This window comes from Streptomyces marinisediminis (assembly GCF_026262575.1).
Classification (GTDB): Bacteria; Actinomycetota; Actinomycetes; order Streptomycetales; family Streptomycetaceae; genus Streptomyces; species Streptomyces marinisediminis.
This window is the reverse complement of record NZ_JAPKFL010000025.1, coordinates 55740-76124: the sequence shown is the minus strand read 5'-3', so window position 1 is coordinate 76124 and position 20385 is coordinate 55740. Positions and strand designations below refer to the sequence as shown.

The 20385-nt window shown below is 76.6% G+C and carries 14 protein-coding genes; 5 read left to right on the top strand and 9 right to left on the bottom strand.

Annotation, left to right across the window (positions count from 1 at the left end; all coding sequences use genetic code 11):
- Positions 1 to 180 precede the first annotated feature (180 nt).
- Positions 181 to 858, bottom strand: a complete 678-nt coding sequence (locus OSB71_RS19315; RefSeq protein WP_265949686.1) for a ScbR family autoregulator-binding transcription factor — start codon at positions 856 to 858, stop codon at positions 181 to 183.
- A gap of 530 nt (positions 859 to 1388) precedes the next feature.
- Between OSB71_RS19315 and OSB71_RS19310 the strand changes: the two genes are divergently transcribed.
- Positions 1389 to 2168, top strand: a complete 780-nt coding sequence (locus OSB71_RS19310; RefSeq protein ID WP_265949684.1) for an HAD family hydrolase — start codon at positions 1389 to 1391, stop codon at positions 2166 to 2168.
- Here the strand turns inward: OSB71_RS19310 and dhaL are convergent.
- The 4 genes from dhaL to OSB71_RS19290 form a co-directional block, all read right to left on the bottom strand.
- On the bottom strand, positions 2165 to 2833 hold the full coding sequence (dhaL, locus tag OSB71_RS19305) for a dihydroxyacetone kinase subunit DhaL (protein WP_265949682.1): 669 nt from the start codon (positions 2831 to 2833) through the stop codon (positions 2165 to 2167). The two genes, OSB71_RS19310 and dhaL, sit on opposite strands and share 4 nt — an antisense overlap.
- 52 nt (positions 2834 to 2885) lie before the next feature.
- Entirely contained in the window at positions 2886 to 3884 is a 999-nt protein-coding gene (locus OSB71_RS19300; protein ID WP_265949680.1) for a dihydroxyacetone kinase subunit DhaK, read from the bottom strand.
- A gap of 424 nt (positions 3885 to 4308) precedes the next feature.
- Positions 4309 to 4848: a peptidase inhibitor family I36 protein gene (locus OSB71_RS19295; RefSeq protein WP_265949678.1), complete on the bottom strand. Its 540-nt coding sequence runs from the start codon at positions 4846 to 4848 to the stop codon at positions 4309 to 4311.
- A gap of 302 nt (positions 4849 to 5150) precedes the next feature.
- Positions 5151 to 6467 (bottom strand): MFS transporter, encoded by a 1317-nt coding sequence (locus OSB71_RS19290; protein WP_265949676.1) that lies wholly within the window; start codon positions 6465 to 6467, stop codon positions 5151 to 5153.
- A 70-nt stretch (positions 6468 to 6537) separates the two neighbouring features.
- Between OSB71_RS19290 and OSB71_RS19285 the strand changes: the two genes are divergently transcribed.
- Positions 6538 to 7575: a GlxA family transcriptional regulator gene (locus OSB71_RS19285; RefSeq protein ID WP_265949674.1), complete on the top strand. Its 1038-nt coding sequence runs from the start codon at positions 6538 to 6540 to the stop codon at positions 7573 to 7575.
- Between the two features lie 197 nt (positions 7576 to 7772).
- Here the strand turns inward: OSB71_RS19285 and OSB71_RS19280 are convergent, their stop codons facing one another.
- On the bottom strand, positions 7773 to 9146 hold the full coding sequence (locus OSB71_RS19280; RefSeq protein WP_265949673.1) for a DUF5954 family protein: 1374 nt from the start codon (positions 9144 to 9146) through the stop codon (positions 7773 to 7775).
- A gap of 242 nt (positions 9147 to 9388) precedes the next feature.
- Here OSB71_RS19280 and OSB71_RS19275 point away from each other — a divergent pair, with 242 nt between their 5' ends.
- A complete protein-coding gene (locus OSB71_RS19275; RefSeq protein ID WP_265949671.1) occupies positions 9389 to 10540 on the top strand; it encodes a LuxR family transcriptional regulator in 1152 nt (383 codons plus the stop codon).
- Positions 10541 to 10564: 24 nt separating this feature from the next.
- Here OSB71_RS19275 and OSB71_RS19270 read toward each other — a convergent pair whose 3' ends face one another.
- Both OSB71_RS19270 and mgtE read right to left on the bottom strand, forming a co-directional pair.
- Positions 10565 to 11401: a metallophosphoesterase family protein gene (locus OSB71_RS19270; protein WP_265949669.1), complete on the bottom strand. Its 837-nt coding sequence runs from the start codon at positions 11399 to 11401 to the stop codon at positions 10565 to 10567.
- A gap of 57 nt (positions 11402 to 11458) precedes the next feature.
- Positions 11459 to 12826, bottom strand: a complete 1368-nt coding sequence (mgtE, locus tag OSB71_RS19265) for a magnesium transporter (RefSeq protein ID WP_265949668.1) — start codon at positions 12824 to 12826, stop codon at positions 11459 to 11461.
- A gap of 523 nt (positions 12827 to 13349) precedes the next feature.
- Here mgtE and OSB71_RS19260 point away from each other — a divergent pair.
- Complete coding sequence (locus OSB71_RS19260; protein WP_265949666.1) at positions 13350 to 14240, top strand: lysozyme; 891 nt, start codon at positions 13350 to 13352, stop codon at positions 14238 to 14240.
- Between the two features lie 113 nt (positions 14241 to 14353).
- Positions 14354 to 15037, top strand: coding sequence for a peptidoglycan recognition protein family protein (locus OSB71_RS19255; RefSeq protein ID WP_265949665.1), 684 nt, complete (start codon positions 14354 to 14356; stop codon positions 15035 to 15037).
- A gap of 155 nt (positions 15038 to 15192) precedes the next feature.
- Here the strand turns inward: OSB71_RS19255 and OSB71_RS19250 are convergent, their stop codons facing one another.
- A complete protein-coding gene (locus tag OSB71_RS19250; protein ID WP_265949663.1) occupies positions 15193 to 20292 on the bottom strand; it encodes a DNA repair ATPase in 5100 nt (1699 codons plus the stop codon).
- Positions 20293 to 20385 lie beyond the last annotated feature (93 nt).

The window sequence follows — 20385 nt, the reverse complement described above, 5'->3', positions numbered from 1 at the left end:
CCGTGACCACGGGTGCGACGGCGTCCGGGCGCGCCGGTGGACCGGGCGCACGGAGCGGAGCGCGGAGCGCCCGGGCGGCAGGGCCGCACGGAAGCGGGCCGGTGAAGGGTGGCGACGGTGCGGGAACGGGCCGATGAGGGGCGGCGGCGCACGGAACGGAGCCGCGCCGTGCGGCGGGAACTACGCGGTGGTCACCGCCTTGACGCGGGCGGGCGCCGGGGCGGGGGGTTGCAGGAGCGCGGGGGCGGGGCCTCCGGAGGGCCGGGGGACGCCCTGCAGCGAGGGCAGGGTCAGGTGCCACCAGTCGGTGAGGCGGTCGGTGATGGTGTGCGGGCCTTCGAGCGCCTCGGTCAGCGAGCACAGGCCGAAGAAGGCGCGGACGAGGGTGCGGGCCGTGACGGCGGGGCGGATGTGCGGGGCCAGGTGGCCGGTGGCCTGCGCTTGGGCGAGGAGCCGCGTGGTGGCGGCGGTCCACAGCCCGAAGGGGTCGGAGAGCGGGGCGTTGATGGTGTCGCGCTCGGCCCACAGGCGTGCGCCCGCCCGGGTGACGGGGTCCTCGGCGAGCGCGCGGGCGATGTCGTAGCTGAGGGCGACCAGGCGCTCCAGGGGCGGCACCATCTGGTCGGCATAGCGTGCGGTGAGGTCGGACCAGGTGGCGAAGCGGTCCTGGACCACCGCGAGGGCGAGGCCCTCCTTGCTGGCGTAGTGGAAGTAGACGGAACCGCTCGTCCGGCCGGACTTGGCGCTTATGTCGTTGACGCTGGTGCCCGCGTATCCCCGTTCGGCGAAGAGGCAGGCGGCCGCTTCCAGGAGTGATCTGCGCGTTGCCCTGGCCCGTTCCTGCAACGTTTCGTCCACCTTCGCTCAACTCTGCTGTGACAACGGAGAATGTAGTGCGCTCGCGCGCGCCAAAAGCAATCCGCAACCCTCTCGCGCGCGGTGATTGCGCATTTCTTTCGAGGATGAACGCGGGCGAGTGGAAAGTGGCCTGTCCGGCACCGTTCCGCGCCCGGGACCGACGCCCGCCGCCCCCGGCGCCGGCCGCGCGGAGCGCCGGGCTCTGTCGCCGCAACTGGGCCTCGGCGCCCCGGGGTTGACGATGCGCGCGGGCGGAGAGGACTCCGGGTGCCGCGGGGCCCCATACACCCGCCCCCCGCCACAGTCGATCACTCCATGTAGTTATTGCGTGACGCTCCAGCGCGAAAATAACGTAGCCGCTGCGATGTTTTCCGTTTGCCGGGAGATGCCGGGAGTGTGCGCATTTCCCTGGGACGGGTCCCGCCGAGCGGGCTGACGGTCCCGGCACGTCCGGCACGGGGCGCCGCACCACCCGACCGCACGGCGGTCACGTCACCCACGCGACCGCCCACCCCTCCCAGGAGGCCACTGTGACCCCCACGGCCCATCCCCTGCTCACCTGGTCCCCCACGGCCGTCGTCTTCGACTGCGACGGCACCCTGGTGGACAGCGAACGCCACTGGCAGGACGCCCGCAACCGGGTCTTCCGGGACTTCGGGCTGCGGCCTCCCCCGGGCTTCGCCGAGCAGGCCAAAGGCGTCCACTACGCCGAGTGCGGGCGGCTGATGGCGGAGGCGGTGCGCAAGCCGGAGCTGACCGCCGACCTGACCGAAGCCCTCCTCGGCCACTTCCTGGCGCTCGTGGCCGACGACCCGGTGACGATGCCGGGCGCCGCCGAGCTGGTGCGCTCGCTCTCCGGCCGGCTGCCGCTCGCGGTGGCCAGCAACTGCCCGTTGCAGGTGGTGGAGGAGAGCCTGGGCCGGGCCGGGTTGCGCAAACACTTCCGGCACGTCGTCGTCCCGTCGGACCCGCCGCGGGCGCCCGGGGACGCCGCCGCCCCGGCGGACGGGGACGGCACCGGGGCGGTGCGGCCGAAGCCCTGGCCGGACGTGTACGCCACGGCGGCACGGCTGTGCGGGGCCCGTCCGGACCAGGCGCTGGCCGTGGAGGACTCCCTGACGGGCGTGGAGTCGGCGCGCCGGGCCGGGCTGCGGGTGCTCGGCGTCGGGCCCCGGCCGAGCGAGGAGGACGCGGGGCGGGCCGACCTGTGGCTGGAGAGCCTGCAGACCCCCGCGCTGTTGACGTGGGCCCGGGAACGGGTGGCGCCCGCGTCGCCCCCGGCGCCGGGGACGGACGGCGAGCCGGGTTAGGCGGGGCCCCCGCCGTCCAGGAACGGCGTCAGATCCCGCACGGGGCCCTCCGCGCAGGCGAAGAGCAGGGCGACGCCGACCGCGCCGGGGTCCGGGACGCCCTCCGCCCGTTCCCCGAGGTAGCTGGAACGGCCCATGCTGGCCCGCAGCCGGGCGGTCTCCCGCACCCCCCGCCAGGCGGCGTCGGCGGCGGCGGCCAGCGCCTGGGCCGGTGGAGTGACGGCGGGCGCCGAGCGCAGCGCGTCGGCGGCGGGCGTGAGGGCGTCGACGAGGGTCTTGTCGCCGGGGGCGGCTTCGCCCACCCGGCGGATGGCGGCGAGACCGTCGGCGACGCCCGCGGCCAGCGTGGCGGCGGTCGCCCCGGAGGACGGCACCGAGGCGGCCAGCGACTGGAGCAGCAGGCCGAAGAGGGGGCCGCTGGTGCCGCCCACGTCGTCGAGGAAGGCGGTGGCCGCGGCGTCCAGGGCGGCGGCGTCGTCGGGGGCGCTCACGGCGTCGAGGCGGGCGAGGGCGGCGTCGGTGCCCAGCGTGAGGTTGATGCCGAAGTCGCCGTCGCCGACCTGCTGGTCCAGGGCGGTGAGCTGGGGCTCGGTGGCGCGGGCGGAGTCGGCGAACCGTCGCATCCAGGCGGCGCCGGAGAAGGCGCCGGAAACCGGGGTGGTCATGGCGGGGCTCCCCAAGGTCGGTGGCCGGTGGTGCGCCGGTCCTGCGGGCGCGTCACCAGCGCAGGGCGGCGGTGTGGACGGGTGCGTCGTAGCGGGCCAGGTCCTCGGGCTCGGCGGCGAGCAGGGTGAGCGAGAAGCCGCGCATGTCCAGCGCGGTCACGTAGTCGCCGACGAGGGCGCGCGCCGGGGCCAGGCCGTGCTGCCCCAGGACGCGCACCAGCTCCCCGTGGACCGCGTACAGCTCCAGCGGGGTGACGGCGCCGAGGCCGTTGACCAGGGTGAGGAGGGGGCGGTCCGGCTCCGGGGCCAGGGCGGCGAGCAGCTCGCCGGTCATGCGTTCGACGAGCGGTCCCAGGCGGCCCTGGCGGGCGGTGGTGCGGGCCCGCTCGCCGTGGATGCCGACGCCGTACTCCAGCTCGTCGGGGCCGAGGCGGAAGGCGGGCTCGCCCAGGGTGGGGGCGGTGTGGGCGGCGGAGGCGACGGCCAGTGTGCGGCAGCGGGCGGCGAGGCGGTCACCGAGCCGCTGGAGCTCGTCCAGGCCCCACCCGGCGTCGGCCGCGGCGCCCAGGAGCTTCTCGATGAGGACGGTGCCGCCCGTGCCCCGGCGCCCGGCGGCGATCTCGTCCGAGTCGGAGGCGAGGTCGTCGTCGACCAGGACGCGGGCGCAGGGGATGTCGCGGCGGGCCAGGCGCTCGGCGGCGATGCCGAAGTTGATGCGGTCGCCGGTGTAGTTCTTGACGATGTGCAGCACGCCTTCGGGCCGGGCCGCGGCGCAGGACCCCTCGTAGACCTGGCGGTTGTGCGGGGAGGCGAACACCCGGCCCGGGCAGGCCGCGTCGAGCATGCCGCGCCCGACGTATCCGGCGTGCAGGGGCTCGTGGCCGGCCCCGCCGCCGGAGAGCAGGGCGACGCGCCGGGAGGGGGCGGTGTCGCGGGCCAGGAGGAAGCCGTGGTCGGGGTCGAGGGTGAGCAGGTCGGCGTGGGCCAGGGCGAAACCCCGCAGGGCGTCGGACACCAGGGTCTCGCCGCTGTTCTCGAAGTACCGCGCCATTCGGGTCCTCCGTCGTCGAGGGCCGCGAGCGGGTGAGCCGACCACGGCCGGCCGCACCCGCCGGAATGATGCTCATACTGCGATCCCCGCCGGGCCGTGGCAAGTCACACCTCACGGAAAAATCGGGACCCGTGCGCTGTCAACCCTCCCCGGGGCGGTCACTTCCCACGGACGTCCGGGGCGGCGGCCCGCCCCCGCCCGCGCGGGAGCGACGCCGGGTGACCGGGCGTCACGCTGCGTGCGGTGGCCCGCTCACACCCAGCGGAGCGACCCCCGCGCGCCGTGCGGACGTCGTCCGCGCGGCCCCGCCACGCCGGGCGGACCGGGCGCACGGGCGGCGGCGGACGGCGCACGACGCGGGCGACGCCGCCCGGGCCCGCGGTGTCGCGGGGCCGGGCGGCGCGGTGGGGGGTGGGAGAAGGCTTCAGCACTCGCCGCGCCACTCGACCCTCAGCGCGGCCGGCGAGCGGTAGGCGGTCCACTTGTACGTGCCCGGTCCGGGGTTGTAGTGGTAGCAGGTCGTCGCCGTCCCCTCGTACCAGTACGTGAAGTCGACGTGGTCGGCGCCGGGGTAGGCGCAGCCGTCGTTGAACACCGAACGGAACGCCACGCCGCCGCTCCAGTCGCCCGCCGTCTTCAGCACCAGGCCGCCCGTCTGGTCGGGGCCGCTCCACGCGCAGAAGTACCCCTTGGGGCAGCCGACCGGGCTCGGCTCGGCGGAGGCGGCGGGGGCCGTGGCGATGGCGCCGAACAGGGCGGCGGAGAGGGTGAGGCGGCGGCGGTCCTCGTTCGCATGGGACGGTACCTCTCGGTCGGGGCCGGCCGCGTCGGGCCGGAGGGCGCGCGTCGACGGCGAGCGCGCCGCGGACCGGCCCGCGCCGGACGGGGCTTCGGTGGCACCGGGGTGCGGCCGCGGCCCCAGCCTTCGCCCGCGAGTACGTACGGGGCAAGGGTTTTCGAACACGGTCGAAGGCGGCCCGGTGGGGCGCCGCCCGGCGCGTGGGCCCGAGCGGCGGCGCGTCAGCAGGAGCGGGGCCGGGGCCGGGGGCGCGGCAGGCGTTGACGGCGACGGCGGCGAGGACGCGGGCGGCAGACGCAAAGCGGCGGGCCGCAGCGGTGCGCCTCCACCAGCAGGCGCTCGGCGGCGCTCCGGAGCGGCGGCCCCGGAGCGGCGGCCCGCCGGGCGGCCGGACGCCGAGCGGCGGGCCGCGGCGGCGGGAGGTCCCCAGCGGCCGGCCGCGGCGGGAGACTCCGCGCGCCGGCGGCTCACCGCGGAGTCGGCTGGGCCGGGGACGGGCGGCGGATGGACCAGGCCAGGGCCGCCGCGAGCGCGCACAGGCCGGCGGAGAGGAGCCAGGCGGTGTCGTAGGAGCCCGCCGCGTCGCGGAGGAGGCCGGTGAAGAACGCCATGGCGCCGGCACCGACCTGGTGGAACGTCAGGGTCCAGCCGAAGACGAGGGCGCTGTCCCGCTCGCCGTAGGTCTCGCGCAGGGTGGCCAGCGCGATCGTCGGCGGCACGGTGGCCACGTCCAGCAGGCCGAAGAAGACGACGAAGACCACCAGCGGCCAGGTGGTCTGCGGCCCGAGCAGGCTGGGCAGGCAGGCCAGGGCCACCGCGCGCAGCAGGTAGTAGACGGTGAGCAGCAGCCGCGCGTCGAAGCGGTCGGTGAGCCAGCCGGAGAACACCGTGCCCGCCACGTTGAAGACGCCGATGAGCGACAGGAGCGAGGCGGCGGCGGTGGGCGGCATGCCGTGGTCGTGGGCGGCGGGGACGAAGTGGGTCCACATGATGCCGTTCGTCGAGGCCCCGCAGATCGCGAAGGTGGCCGCCAGCAGCCAGAACGTCCGGGTGCGCGCGGCGCGGCGCAGCACGCGCAGGGCGTGCCGGAAGGCGCCGGGCACGGGCGTGGGCCGGGGCACGAACGCGGTGGCGCCGTAGGGGCGCAGGCCGACGTCGGCCGGGTGGTCGCGCAGCAGCCACCACGCCAGCGGCGCGAGTGCCAGGGCGACGAGCGCGACGGTGATCGTGGTCGGACGCCACGCGTACCGTTCGACGCCCCAGGACAGGACGGGCAGGAAGACGAACTGGCCGAAGACGCCGGCGGCGGTCAGGACACCGGTGACCAGGCCGCGCCGGGCGCGGAACCACCGTCCCGCGACGACGGCGGCGAAGCCCATGGCGACGGCCCCGCACCCGATGCCCACCAGCAGGCCCCAGTAGAGGGTGAGTTGCCAGGGGCTCGTCATCACGGTGGTCAGCACCGCGCCGGTGCCGACGGCGGTGAGCGCGAGGGCGGCGACGCGGCGCAGTCCGAAGCGGTCCATGAGCGCGGTGGCGAACGGTGCGGCGAGCCCGCCCAGCGCCATGTTGACCCAGACGGCGAAGCCGATCGTGCCGTGCGACCAGGCGAACTCCCGGTGCAGCGGGTCGACGAGGAGCCCGGGGAGGGTGGCGAAGGCGCCCGCACCGGCGATCGCCAGGGCCGCGACGGCGGCGACCCACCAGGCGCGGTGCACCCGGCCGCGTCGAAGGACCGGTGGCGGGGCGGCGGGGCGGGCGGTGGAGCGGGTGGTCGGTGTCATGTCCCCATGCTCGGAAGCGGCGGCACCGCGCTCCAGTGGCCAGATAGACAGGATGTGCAAGAATCTGGCCATGACGCTGACGAGTGACGCCCCGCCCACCGGTCGGCACCGGGTCGCGGTGTTCGTGCGCCACGGCCTGATGCCGATGGAACTGGGGCTGGTGCACCAGTTGTTCGGCGCGGCCAGGTCCGCCGGCGGCGAGCGGCTGTACGAGGTGGTCACCTGCGCGCCGGAGCCGGGGCCGGTCCGCACCGACGCGGACTTCCCCGTGCACGTCGCGCACGGGTCCGAGGCGCTGGCCACGGCGGACACCGTCGTCGTCCCGGCCACGCACGAGGACGACGAGACCGTCACCGAGGGGCGGCTGCCGGAGCACCTGGCCGCCGCGTTCGCCCGCGTCCGGCCGGGCACCCGGATCGCCTCGGTGTGCACCGGCGCCTTCACGCTCGCGGCCGCCGGGCTGCTGGACGGGCGGCGGGCGACCACCCACTGGAAGTCGTGCGCGGACTTCCGGCGCCTCTACCCGGCCGTCCACCTCGATCCGGACGTGCTCTACACCGACGAGGGCGAGGTGCTCACCTCGGCCGGCGAGGCCGCCGGAATCGATCTGTGCCTGCACATGATCCGCACCGACCACGGCGCGGCGGTCGCCGCCGAGGTGGCGCGCACCACCGTCGTGCCGCCGCACCGGGACGGCGGGCAGGCGCAGTTCATCCGGCGCCCGGTGGTCGAACCCGCGCGCTCCTCCACCGCGCGGGCCCGCGCCTGGGCGCTGGACCGCCTGCACCGGCCGCTGACCCTGCGCGAGCTGGCGGCGCGCGAGTCGATGAGCGTGCGGACGTTCACCCGGCGCTTCCGGGAGGAGGCCGGCGTCACGGCGGTGCAGTGGCTCACCCGGCAACGCCTGGAGCGGGCACGGGAGTTGCTGGAGCAGACGGACCTGTCCATCGACCGCGTGGCCGCGGACACCGGCTTCGGCACGGCGGCCTCCCTGCGGCAGCACCTGCACGCCGCGCTCGGCGTCTCCCCCAGCGCCTACCGCACCACCTTCCGCGGGTTCGCACCCACCGCGCCCCGCACGCGGGACGACACCGCGCGCCCGAGCTGAGTGCGGCGGGCCGGGGCCCGGGGGCCGCCGTCGACGGGGTGGCGCGCCACCGTCGGCCCGGCAGCGTGACGCGGGTGCCGGGCCGACGTGGGCAGGGTCCACACCCCCCCGGTGGACCCTGGCATGATCCTGACGAACCCGGCCGACTATGTCAACTGCGCTTGCCTGGCATCGAAAATGGGCTTTCACACCGCGCGCTACGTCGGCCGTCCCGTCGGGTCGGTGAGGTGCCCCGGCCCCTCGGTGGGCTCCCCGGGCGGACCCGGCTCCCCGGCGGGAACCGCCGGGCGCCCCGGCGGGCCTGCGGGGGCGGGGTGCGCCGAATCCTCGGCGGAGGCGGCGGGGTCCGGTGGCGCGGGGCGGGGCGGCTCGGCGGGTGCCGGGGTGGTGGGGGCCGGGGTGGTGGGGGCCGGGACGGGAGGCGGGTCGGCGGCCGCCTCCAGCGCGTCCTGGCGCGCGCGTTCGGCCTCGAACAAGCGCAACAGCTCCTGGGCGTCGGGGTCGGGTTCGCGTACCGCGTGCTCCGCGGCACCCTCGCCGTCCTCGTCGTCCTCGTCCGCCAGCAGGCCCCGCTCGCGCAGTTGCCGGGTGTGGACGTTCACCGGCGGCTGCGGGTCGTGGTCGGAGGGCCGCGGACCCTCGGGGCCGTCGGCGCCGAGGCGCACGAGCCGCTCCACCCGGACCAGGCGCAGGTGACGGCCGCCCACGTCCAGCACCACGTCCTGGTCCGCGTCCCACCGGTCCGCCGCCCTGGCGTACTCCGCGCGCTCGGCGGCGTCCAGTCTGCGCATCACCGGGGCCATCACCCGCAGGTCCATCGACAGGCTTTCCCGGGCCTCCTGCGGCGTCGCGCGGGCGCTGGACTCCGCCGCCCAGCGCCCGTCGATCCGCTCGGCGATCATGAACGCCGGGGGCAGCAGGACGCCGCCGGGGTGGGTCTGGGCGGCGGACAGCGAGTCCCCGCGGACGTCGGGCGGGACGGTGCCGGGACCGTGCACCAGGGAGAGCAGCTCCATCTTCAGCAGGCCCTCGGACATGCCGGTGACGGTGTCGGCGTCGATGACGAACCAGTCCACCGGGTCGGGGGTGCGCCGCGCCCGGCGCCGGGACGGCGGCCGCGGGTCCGGGGCGGGGTCGGAACGGCGCGGCGGCTCCGGGCCGTCGGGCCCCATGCGGATGAACTGCTCGGCGCGCGCGACGCGGTAGCGGGTGCCGTGGACGGTCAACGCGTCCAGGGGCTCCCAGTCCAGCCGCTCGGCGGCCGCCAGGTACGCCGCGCGCGCGGCCGCCTCCCCCGCCTCCGCCAGCTCCTGGGCGGTCGTGCGGAAGTGCACGGCCATGCTGTCGCGCGCGTCCTGCGGGGTGTGCGAGCCGAAGTACGGCAGGACCTCCCAGCCACCCTGCTCGCGTTCGCGGACCACCCCGAAGATCGGGCCGCCGGCGCCGAGGATCTCCGGATACGCCTCTCTGGCCCGCCACGCCTCCTTGTCGGCCAGCGCGGCCTCGGGACCGGCGGGCACGGTGACGCGCACCTTGCGGTACCCCGGCACGTTCTCTCCGTGTTCAGGCATGCACACAGAATGACGCCCGCGCCGGGCCGGGCGCAGGCGAACCGGAGATTCCGGCCGCCACCGCCCCGCCGCCCGGCCGCCACCCCGCGCACGCGCGGCGTACGGCACGCGCCCCGCCCCGCGCCGTGCGCCACGCCGCGCACCCCGCGACGCGCCCCGCGACGCCGACGCGACGTTGACTTGTTCATTTCAGGTTCCTCGGCGGCCGGATCGGCGTCACGTGGTGCGGGGAGGCTGGCCGCATGACCGACAACGGGTGGCAGGGGGCGGAGCGGGCGCTGCGGAACGGCGTCACCGGACCCGCCGCGACGCGGGCGCTGCGCGAACTGGCCCGCAGCACGCAGCCGCGCCGGGCCGTGCCGTGGTGCCGGCGGCTGCGCCAGGAGGCGGAGCGGCTCGGGGACCTGCGGTGGGCCGCGTCGATCTCGCTGGCGCACGCCGAGGCGCTGCTGCGCCTGGGCGACCTGGAGGGCGCCGAACGGCACGGGTGCGCCGCCCGGCACGGCGCGGCCGACGGACCGCTGGAACCCGCCGTGACGGCCGTGCTCGCCGAGGCGCGCACCGCCATGGGCCGGTACGGGGCCGCCGCCCACCTGCTGGAGCGGCCCGTCCGCCCGCACCTGCTGCTCGGCGCCGACGGGCTGACCTACCGCCGCGCGCGCGGCCGGCACGCGCTGGCCACCCGGCGCCCGCACGCCGCGCTGGCCGACTTCCTGGAGGCCGGCCGGCTCGCCCGCGAGCTGCGCGCGGACCATCCGGCCGCGCTGCCGTGGCGCTCGGACGCGGCGCTGGCGCTGGCGCGCATCGGCGAGCCCGGCCAGGCGGAGCGGCTGGCCGGGGCACAGCTCGCGGGGCCGGGCGGCGAGCTGCCCTGGGTCCGGGGACTGGCGCTGCGGGCCCGGGCCGCCGCCGCGCCCACCGCACGGGCCCGCACCGGCCTGCTGGAGCAGGCCGCCGAGGCCATGCGGCAGGCGGACGACCGCGTGGAGCAGGCGCACGCGCTGGCCGACCTCGGCCGCGCGCTGCGGGAACAGGGGCTGGCGGAACGGGCGCGGACGACGCTGCGGCGCGCCTGGAGCCTGGCGCACGCCTGCGGGGCCGAGGCCCTGTGCGAAGAGGTCCTCCCGGGGCTGGCGGTCCGGCGGCAGCCCTCCCCCGCGCCGCCGGACGCGGCCGGGGAGCCCGCGCGCGGCGCGGCGCGGCTCAGCGCGTCCGAGCAGCGGGTGGCGGCGCTGGCGGCCCACGGCTACACCAACCGGGAGATCGCGCGCCGCCTGTACGTCACCGTCAGCACCGTGGAGCAGCACCTGACCCGCGTCTACCGCAAGCTCGCCATCACCCGCCGCCAGGAGCTGCCCGTCGACTGGGCGCCGCAGCCGGCCGACGTGGCCTGAGCCGCCCGCGCCCCGGCCCGGGGCTCAGCCGTGCGGGCGCGGGAGGATCTGCCGGGGCACCGTCCTCGGGTGGCCCGGCCGCTTCCACTCGCGCGGGTAGCCCACGGAGACCTCTTCGAACGGCACGCCGTCGTAGACCGTGCTGCGCGGGATGTGCAGGTGGCCGTAGACCATCACCGCCGTGCGGTAGCGCACGTGCCAGTCGGCGGTCAGCTCGGTGCCGCACCACTGGGCGAACTGCGGGTAGTGCAGGATGCGCGTCGGCTCCCGCACGAGCGGGTAGTGGTTGGCGAGCACGAGCGGCACGTCCGGGTCGCAGGCGCGCAGCCGCTCCTCGGTGGCCGCCACCCGGGCGCGGCACCACGCCTCCCGCGTCGGGTAGGGGTCGGGGTGGAGCATGAACTCGTCGCTGCACACCACGCCGGTGTCGTAGGCGTGCCGCAGCGCGGCCTCCTGGCTGCGGTCCCCGTCGCGCCAACTGTAGTCGTACAGCAGGAACAGCGGTGCGACGCGGGCCGGGCCGCCGGCGCCCTCCCACACCGGGTAGGGGTCCTCCGGGGTGAGGACGCCGAGCGCGCGGCAGCGCTCGACCAGGCGCGCGTAGCGGGCGGCTCCGCGCGACTGGTCCGGGTCGTCCTTCGGCGTCCACAGCTCGTGGTTGCCCGGGACCCAGATCACTTTGGCGTAGCGGCTCGCGAGCAGGCCGAGCGCCCACGCGACGTCCTCCGACATCTCGCCCACGTCCCCCGCGACGATGAGCCAGTCGTCGTCCGACGCCGGGTGCAGGCCCTCGACGATCTTCCGGTTCTCCTCGTAGGCGACGTGCAGGTCGCTGATGGCCCACAGCTTTGCTTCCGGCATGGCACCGAACCTACGTGCTGGGGGCCGCTTCCGTCACGTGCGGGCCCGGGGCGAACCTCACACGCCCAGCACGGCCTTGGCGGTGAGGAAGTAGATGACGAGCCCGGTGGCGTCCACGAGCGTGGTGACCATCGGGGCGGAGACCACCGCCGGGTCGATGCGCAACCGCTTGGCGAGCAGCGGCATGGTGCCGCCGATCGTCGCCGCCCAGGCGCAGATGACCACGAGCGTGATGCCGACGACGACGGCGATCCTGCCGCCCACGAAGGCGGCGGCGACCCCGACGCCGAGCACCGCCAGCAGGGCGCCGAGCACCACGCCGACGCGGCACTCGCGCCCTATCACCTTCAGCAGATCCGACCCGCGCACCTCGCCGACGGCCAGCGCGCGCACGCAGGCCGTCGCCGCCTGGGCGCCCGCGTTGCCGCCCGCGCCGATGAGCATGGGGATGAACATCGCCAGGGCCGCGACCTCCTCCAGCGTGCCCTCGAACGCGCGGGTCACGCTGACCGTCAGCGTCGCGGCCACCAGCAGCAGCGACAGCCACAGCGCGCGGTAGCGGGCGAGCTGCCAGACGCCGGCGGCCATGTAGTGGCCGCTCCAGGGCGCGGCGCCGGACTGCCGGGCCATGTCCTCGGTGTCGGCGGCCTCGATCACCTCGTCGGCGTCGTCGAAGGTCAGCAGGCCGACGAGGCGGTCCTCGCTGTCCACGACCGGCAGGTTGAGGTCGTTGGTCTCGCGCATGAGCCGGGCCGCCTGCTCGGCGGAGTCCGCGGCGCGCGCGAAGGTGGGCTCGGTGACGACGAGTTCGGAGACCATCCGGTCCGTCGGGCTGAGCACCAGCTCGCGCAGCTCCACGATCCCGGTGAGCCGCCGGCTGCCGTCGACGACGGGGAGGGTGTAGACCGTCTCGGCGTGGGCGCCCTTCTCGCGCACCGTGCGCAGCGCCTGGGAGACGGTGAGGTCCTGGGAGAGCGCGACGACCTCGGGGGTCATGTACCGACCCACCGAGCCCTCCGGGTACCCGAGCAGCGCCGCCGTCATGCGCCGCTCGTGCACGCTGAGCCCGGCCAGGACCCGCTTGGCCACCTTCGCCGGGGCCTCGCGCAGCATGCGCGCGCGGTCGTCCGGGTCCATGCCCTCGACGAGCTCGCGGAAGGTGTGGTCGCGCAGGCCCTCCAGGATCTCCTGCTGGTCGACCGGCTCCAGCTCCTCGAAGACCGTCAGCGCGCGGTCCTTGTCCAGCAGGCGGAAGGCGACCCCGGCCGTGACGTTGTCCATGCGGGCCAGCTCGTCCGCGATCACGTGCGGCGGGTGCGTCTCCAGCCACTCCAGCGCCGCGTGCAGGTGCTTGTCCCGCACTATGTCCTCAAGCGACTCGGGCAGTTCGGGGTGGAGCTCGTCGGCGACGGGGCTCTGCGGCATGGGTCGTCCTCAGCACGGCGGCGTGGTCTTCGGGCACCGGGGCTTACCGCGGGCACCGCCACTGTCGCACCGTTCACCGGGCGGGGGGACGACGCCGCGCGGTGACCGACTGGGAGGTTCGCCGCACTTCCGCATGGCCACGGCGTCCACCTCCTCCACCCGGGTTCCGCACGCCCCAGCAGAATACAACGGTGCCCGCACGCCCCGGCTCGGCGCCCGCGCGCGGACAGCGTCACGTCCCGCGCCGGCCGGGCACCCCGCGCCAGCCCGCGAGCCGGCGCCCGGCAGACACGGCGCGGGGCCGCGGACGGGTCGGCTTCAGGGGCGAAAGTTTCCGGGGTGGTGAGGCGTCGCCACAGCTCACGCCCGCGGCCAGTGGTCTAGACCGCAGGCCACGCGCGTAGACCCTTTACGCCTTCCGTACCGCGTGCGTTACTCATGACGTGTCCATGCCGTAAGGCACGCGTGAGACGTTCTCCGCGCGAAGACCGGTCCACCCCACACCCGTGTCCCGGAGGAAGCCATGCCCGCGTACAGACCGCCCGCCCGTCGTCTCCGCCGCAGAGCCGCCGTCCTGAGCGGCGTCCTCGGCTCCGTCGTCGCCCTCCTGCTCACCACGGCAGCCCCGGCCGCCGCCGCATCGGCCGGCGCACCACCGCGCCCGGGCGAACCGGTGCGGCCCGGCGAGGCCTGGATGGGCTCGGGAACCCGCGTCGAGCAGCCCGTCGGCACCAGGGAGGACGGGCTGGTCGGCCCCCTGGACACCAGCGGCGTCCAGGGCATCGACGTCTCCCACTGGCAGGGGGCGATCAACTGGAGCGCGGTGAAGAGCGCCGGAATCGACTTCGCCTACATCAAGGCCACCGAGGGCACCAGCTTCACCGACCCGCGCTTCGACACCAACTACCCGGCCGCCCACCGCGCGGGGCTGGTGCGCGGCGCCTACCACTTCGCCCGGCCCAACTACTCCGGCGGCGCGGCGCAGGCGCACTTCTTCGCCAGCAACGGCGGCGCCTGGTCGCGGGACAACCAGACGCTGCCCGGCGTGCTGGACATCGAGCACAACCCCTCCGGGGCCATGTGCTACGGCCTGTCCACCACCCAGATGCGCACCTGGGTCCACGACTTCTACACCGCCTACAAGGCCCGCACGGGCCGCGACATGGTCATCTACACGACCGCGAGCTGGTGGAACACCTGCACCGGCAACTGGACGGGCATGCGCGACAAGGCACCGCTGTGGGTCGCCCACTGGCACGTCGCCGCGCCCCGCATCCCCAGCGGCTTCCCGACGTGGACGTTCTGGCAGTACACCGCGAGCGGCCGGGTCGCCGGCATCGCGGGCGACGTGGACCGGAACAAGTTCAACGGGTCGATGTCGCGACTGCTCGCGCTGGCCAACAACACGGCGTAGTCCGCGCGGCACGTCGGCGAACGGCGTTCGCGCCGGGTGCGGCGTCCGGTGCCCCGCGACCGGGCCGCACCCGGCACACCCCGGCACACCCCGGCACACCGAAGGAGTCGACCATGGGGAGCGCGAAGCCGAGCAGGCGCGGCCTGCTCCTGGCCGGGGCGGGCGGTCTCGCCGTCGCCGCCACGGCACCGTACCGGGCCACCGCGGCCACCGCGGCCACCGCGCGAGCGGCGCGCGCGGCCGGGCCCGTCGAGCCGGACATCGACGGCACCGGCGTGTGGCGGGCCCGCCCGCCGCGCCGACCGGTCAGCGTCCTGGACCGGCGCCCGGACCGCATCGTCGTGCACCACACCGTGAGCGCCAACAGCCCCGACACCTCCCGCGCCCAGGCGCACCGGCACGCGCACTGGGTGCAGGACCTGCACATGGACGACAACGGGTGGCTGGACACCGGCTACCACTTCCTCAACAGCCGGGGCGGCTGGATCACCGAGGGGCGCCACCGCAGCCTGGAGACCCTGCGCCGGGGGAACGGCCTCGTGCTGGGCAGCCACACGCGCGGCCAGAACGAGCGGGCCGTCGGCATCGCCAACGAGGGCGCGTACCACGCGGGGGCGTGGCCCCCGCGGGCGCAGTGGGAGGTGCTGGTGGTGCTGTGCGCCTACGTCTGCCACCAGTACGGCGTCGCGCCGCAGCAGATCTACGGGCACAAGGACTTCGGCGACACCCTCTGCCCCGGCGTGCTGCACGACCTGCTCCCCCGGCTGCGCACCGAGGTGGCGGCGCGGCTGCGCTGAGCACCCGCCGGGGACGCGCCCCGCTCCCCCTTCCCGGCGCACCGGACCGCCCCCGCGCACCGCGCGCACCGGCCCGCCGCCGCACGCGAGCGGGGTGCCGCCCGCCCCGGGCGGCCCGTCCGGCCCGGTCGGCGCCGCGTGCCGGGTGGGCCGGTTCACCCGCCGGCGCCCGCCCCGGCCCCGCCGCCCGCCGCGCGGCCGCCGTAGCGGGCCTTGAGCTCGGCCCAGCGGCGCTCCTGCCCCGGCGTCAGCCGGCCGCGCAGCTCGGCGAGCTTGAGCAGGTTCGCCTCGGCGCCCGTGGTGAGCGTCTGCGCCTCGGCCTGGTAGTGGTCGTCGAGCAGGGCTTCGAGTTCGGCGTCGTTCATCACCGGCACGATGCGCTCGACGAGCTGGTTGGTGTTGCGGTAAGAGCCCTGGAGGCGGAACGGCGGCTCCGTGCGGGTGGCGTCGTCCTGCCCGGCGGAGGCGATGTAGGCGGCGTTGACGGCCAGCACCGTGCGCCGCACGTGCAGCAGCCTGCGCAGGACGGCGGTGATCTGCTCGACCTCGGTGGGCGGGTAGGGGTGGGCCAGCCGGTCCGGGGTGGCGATGGCGTCCCCGGCGGCGAGGCGCACCAGCAACTCCACGTCGCCGCGGTCGCGCGCGGCGAGCGGGGCGAGCACCGGGTGGGAGGTGAGCGCGTTCTCCACGTGGCTGAGCGCGAAGAGGTCCTCGCGGCCGCTGAGCACGTCGCCCAGGTTCCACACGTCGGCGCGGTTGGCCAGCATGTCGGGCACCGTGAAGCGGGCGCCGGACTCGGTGAAGGGGTTGCCGGACATGACGACGGCGAACCGCTTGCCGCGCAGGTCGTGGCTGCGCGGGCGGCCGTCGGCCGTCGAGACGCCCTCGATGCGGCGCTGGGCGTCGCACAGCGGGATGAACTTCTGCAGCAGCTCGGCCGACAGGTGCTGGATGTCGTCCAGGTACAGGCAGACGTTGCCGCCCATCTCCAGCGCGAAGTTGACCTTCTCCACCTCGCGGCGGGCGGCGGCGTCCGGCGCCGCGGCCGGGTCCAGCGAGGTGGTGTGGTGGCCCAGCGCCGGACCGTTCACGGTGACCAGGACCAGACCGAGCCGGGCGGCGACGTACTCCACCAGCGTCGTCTTGCCGTAGCCGGGCGGGGAGAGCAGGAGCAGCAGGCCCTGGCTGTCGGTGCGGCGCTCCTCGCCCGCGGTGCCGAGCTGCTTGGCCAGGTTGTCGCCGACCAGGGGCAGGTACACCTCGTCGATGAGGCGGTTGCGGACGAAGGCGGACATCACCCGCGGGCGGAAGTCGTCCAGCCGGAGCCGCTCGCGCTCGGCGGCGAGCAGGGCGTTGCGGCGCCGGGTGTAGGCGCGGTGCGCGGGCACGCGGTGGGTGCGGAAGCCGGCGGTACGGGCGAGGAACTCGTCCAGGCGCAGCGGAAGGGCGCCGCCGCGCAGCCGCGGGTGGGTGCCCAGCAGGCCGGGCACGGTGGCGGTGAGCGGCGCCGCGACCTCGCGCCGGTCCAGCGCGTCCCCGCACAGCTCGACGGCGACGGCCTCGGGCAGATCCCGCGGCTCGGGCGGCTCGGCCGACGCGGACGAGGCGGACGAGGCGGACGAGGCGGACGGCCCCGACGCCCCGGAGGCCCCCACCGGCCCCGGCGGCGCCGGCTTCCCGGCCGGCTCGGGCGCCCCGGCCGTCCCAGGTGACGCAGAGGTCCCGGCGGTCCCGGCGGCCCCGGCGGCCCCGCCCGGCGGGGGCGGCTCGGCCGTCCCGCCGGGGCCGGGTTCCCCGGCGCGCTCCCGCCGCGCGGTGACGTAGGCGTGCAGCCAGGCGTGGGTGAGCTGGTGGCGGGCGGCCAGGTCGTCGCCGAGGGCGTGGAGGTCCTCCGCGAACTCCTTCGCCGCCGCGGAGTGCGGCCCGCCCAGCGCCCGCCGGAACCCGTCGAGCAGCGCGCGGGCACCGGCTCCGGTGGCGAACCGGGGCCCGCCCAGCGCCAGTTCTTCGGCCAGGTAGGTGCCGGTGGCCTCGTCCACGAACAGCGGCAGCGCGGTGTCGGCGACGAACCTCCGCGCCGCGTCGGTGAGTTCGGTGGCCAGCTCGGCGAGCGTGGCCGTCGTGCCGAAGGCCGCGCGGGCGCGGGCCAGGGACTGGGCCCGCACGGTCCAGGCGGCACGGGCCGGACCGTCCGTGCCGTGGGCCCACAGGAGTTGGGCGGCCGCGCGGGCGGCGGGCGGGAAGCGCAGCAGACCGGCGTCCGCGCGGAGGCGGAGGACGGCGGCCAGGACGGCGGCGGCGTCCTGGTCGTGCACGCCGCGGTCGTACCCCTCGTCGTACGCCGACTCGGCGGCGGCCCGGACGAGCGCGAGCAGCCCGCCGTCGGTCCGCTCCGCCCGCCGCAGCGCGGTCGGCGCGGTCTCCGCGAGGACCCGCGCGGCCAGGTGCTCGGCGCGGTAGACCTCCGGGGACTCCGAGGGCAGCGGCTGGTCCCAGAAAACACGGGTGCGGGCGAACTCGGCGTCGTGCACGGGCGCCCGGTAGTCGGTGCCGGTGACGGCGTAGACGAGCGCGCCGTCCTGGGGCACCAGGGTGAGGTCGACGGGCTGGGTGGTGACGGCGAACCGGTGCCGCCCGAGCCGGACGGTGCCCTCGCCGTCGTAGAGGTCGGCGCGGTCGCGCAGCGCGCGGGCGGCCTCCTGCCGGGCGGCCGTGAGCCGGCCCTCCAGGGTGTCGGCGCGGACGGTGTCCTCCAGCGCGCGCAGCTCCGCGGCGCTCGCGCGGACCCGGGCGACCAGCGGGTCGGTGGTGAAGAAGGCGCCGACGTCCTCGGGCGAGCCGAGGGTGCCGGCCCGCCGGACGACGGTGTCCAGGACGCGGGCGGCGGACTCGGCCAGCCGCTCCGCGTGCCGGGCCCGCTCGTCGAGCTGGGCCTGCTTGCGGGCGGAGAACGTCTCGTAGATCTCCTCGCGCCGCTCGGCGAGCTGGGCCAGGGCGTCGTCGAACAGGGCGAAGCGCGCTTCGAGGTTCTCCAGGCGCAGCAGCAGCGCGGCCAGTTGCCCGTCGCACTGCGCGGGGGTGCCCGCGGCGGCCAGGGCGCCGGCGACGGCCTGGCCGAGCAGGGCGAACTCGGCGGTGAACTCGGCGCGTCCCTCGTGTTCGCGCAGTTCCCGGCGGCGCCCGTCGAGCACGGCACGGGCCCGGTTGACGGCGGCCATGACCTCACCGACGCGCTCCAGCAGCCCGGTGCGGACGGTGACGTCCGGGATCTCCAGGCCCGCGGCCACGTCCGAGACCGTCTGGAGGCGCTCGCCCTCCTCGGCGACGCGCTCCTCCAGCGGCGCGGCCTCGGCGGCGGTGCCGATCGAGGCGGCCCGCTCGGTGAGGTCGGCGAGGGCGGCGGCGGTGGCGTCGAAGGCGTGCGGCCGGGCGAGGAAGTCCACCGCGCGGCGCCCGGTGGCCTCCAGCGTGTCGGTCAGCTCGGCGGCCAGCTCGGTGACGCGGGCGGTGTCGGCGTGGCGCAGGTCGTGCAGGAGGGCCACGGCGCCCTGGGCCCGGCGCAGGTCGGTCAGCAGCGTCACCCAGTCGGCCGGGTCCCGCGGGGCCTCGCCGCGGGCGCGGCGGACCAGCGCCGTGACGTCCTCGGCGGCGCGGGCGACCCGGGCGGCGGCGTGGGCGCGCAGCTCCTCCACGCGCTCGAACTCCTCGATGACCCGCGCGGCGGTCGCGCCCAGCTCGGCGAGGGGCTCGTGCAGGTCCTCCAGCCCCTCCTCGACCAGCCAGGGGTGGCTGTCGGACAGGCGGGCGCAGGCGGCGGCGATGTCGGTGAACACCGCGCTGCCCGGGGCCATCTCGTCGGCCATCCGGGCGATGGACAGGGCGTCGGAGACCGCGCGCACCAGTTCCTGGTTCCCCACGCGGCCGAGCGGCCCCTCCACCGGCGGCCGGGCGGCGTCGTGCGCCTCGGAGGCGAAGGGCGTGCGCCAGCGCTGCACCGGGTGGAGGCGGGCGGGCTCGCCGTCGCGCGGGCGCAGCACGGCCAGGGTGCCGTCGTCCAGCAGGGCGTGGCCGCGCGCGGTGATCGGCGCGGCGACCTCCTTGCGGATCAGGTTGTAGGGCAGCAGCAGCGTGCGGCCCTCGGCGCGGGCGTGGAAGACGTAGAGCACGTCCTCGCCGCCCGGCGCGGGCACGGCGGCCTCGAAGGCGAGCCCGCCGGTGTCGGTGTCGAAGGTGCGCACGGCGGCCCCGGCCGGTGCGGTGGCCAGGTAGCAGCCGCCGGGGAAGATGACGCCCTCGTCCTCGGGGAGCCGGCGGCAGGACAGCCCGATGCCGTCCAGCCGGACGATCTCGCCGGTGCGCTCGTTGAAGACCAGGTAGCGGTCGGTGCTCTCCTTGTAGGGGCGCACCCGCAGCAGCACCAGCGGGCCCACGCGGGCGTGGGCCACGTCGGCGTCGGCCAGGGACTGCAGGGGCTCGGCCACCGGCTCGGAGTGGATGCCCTCGGGCGTCTCGGTGTCGTCGGTGAGCTTGACGGTGAGCCGGCCGCCGACGGTGGAGACGAACAGGGTGCCGTCCGCGACGGACAGGTGCGGGTGGCGGCCGCGCACGTGGTCCTGCCGGGTGGCGGGCACCCAGGTGACGTCGTGGGGCGGCGGCGGGGTGTGGTCGCGCTCGCCCTGGTCGTCGAGGTAGTGCGGGGTGTCGTCGGGCGCGTCCAGGCGCCAGCGCAGGACCCGCAGGTCGTCCGCGCGCTCGCCGGTCTGGAAGACGGCCAGCAGCAGGGTGCCGGTGCGGCGGAGCTGGAGCAGCCGGGCCTGGCGGTAGTAGCGGTGCAGCTCGGCGAAGTCGCGCTGGAACGCCGGGTCGTCCAGGAGGCCGGGGACGGCGTCGGGCGCGGCGGGGCGGGTGTCGGGCCGGTGCAGCCGGAAGACCCGGGAGACCCGGGAGACCCGGGAGACATCGTCCGGCGCCGTGGGCCCGGCGCCGGCGGCCGGAGCGGCCTGGTACCCGGCGAGCAGGTGCCCGGCGACGTGGACGAGGGCGCGCGCGGTGGCGGGTCGCTCGGTGCGCAGGGCGGCGTTGTCCAGCAGGTGCAGCCCGGTGCCGCCGAAGGCGTCCAGACGGCGGTCGTTGAGCCGCTGGGCCCGGGCGGCCAGGGTGTGGGCGGCGCCGGTGAGGCGCGTGTGCAGGACGTCGTACGTGGCGCCGTCCAGTGCGGGGGCGTCGGCGCTGGGCGTGGCTGCGTCCGTGGTCACGTGCGACTCCTCGGTGATGTGCGGTGCTCGGGGCCCGGCCCCGCCCCCGGTGCCGCGACGCCGCGGCACCGGGGGGCGGGAGGGTGCGGGCCG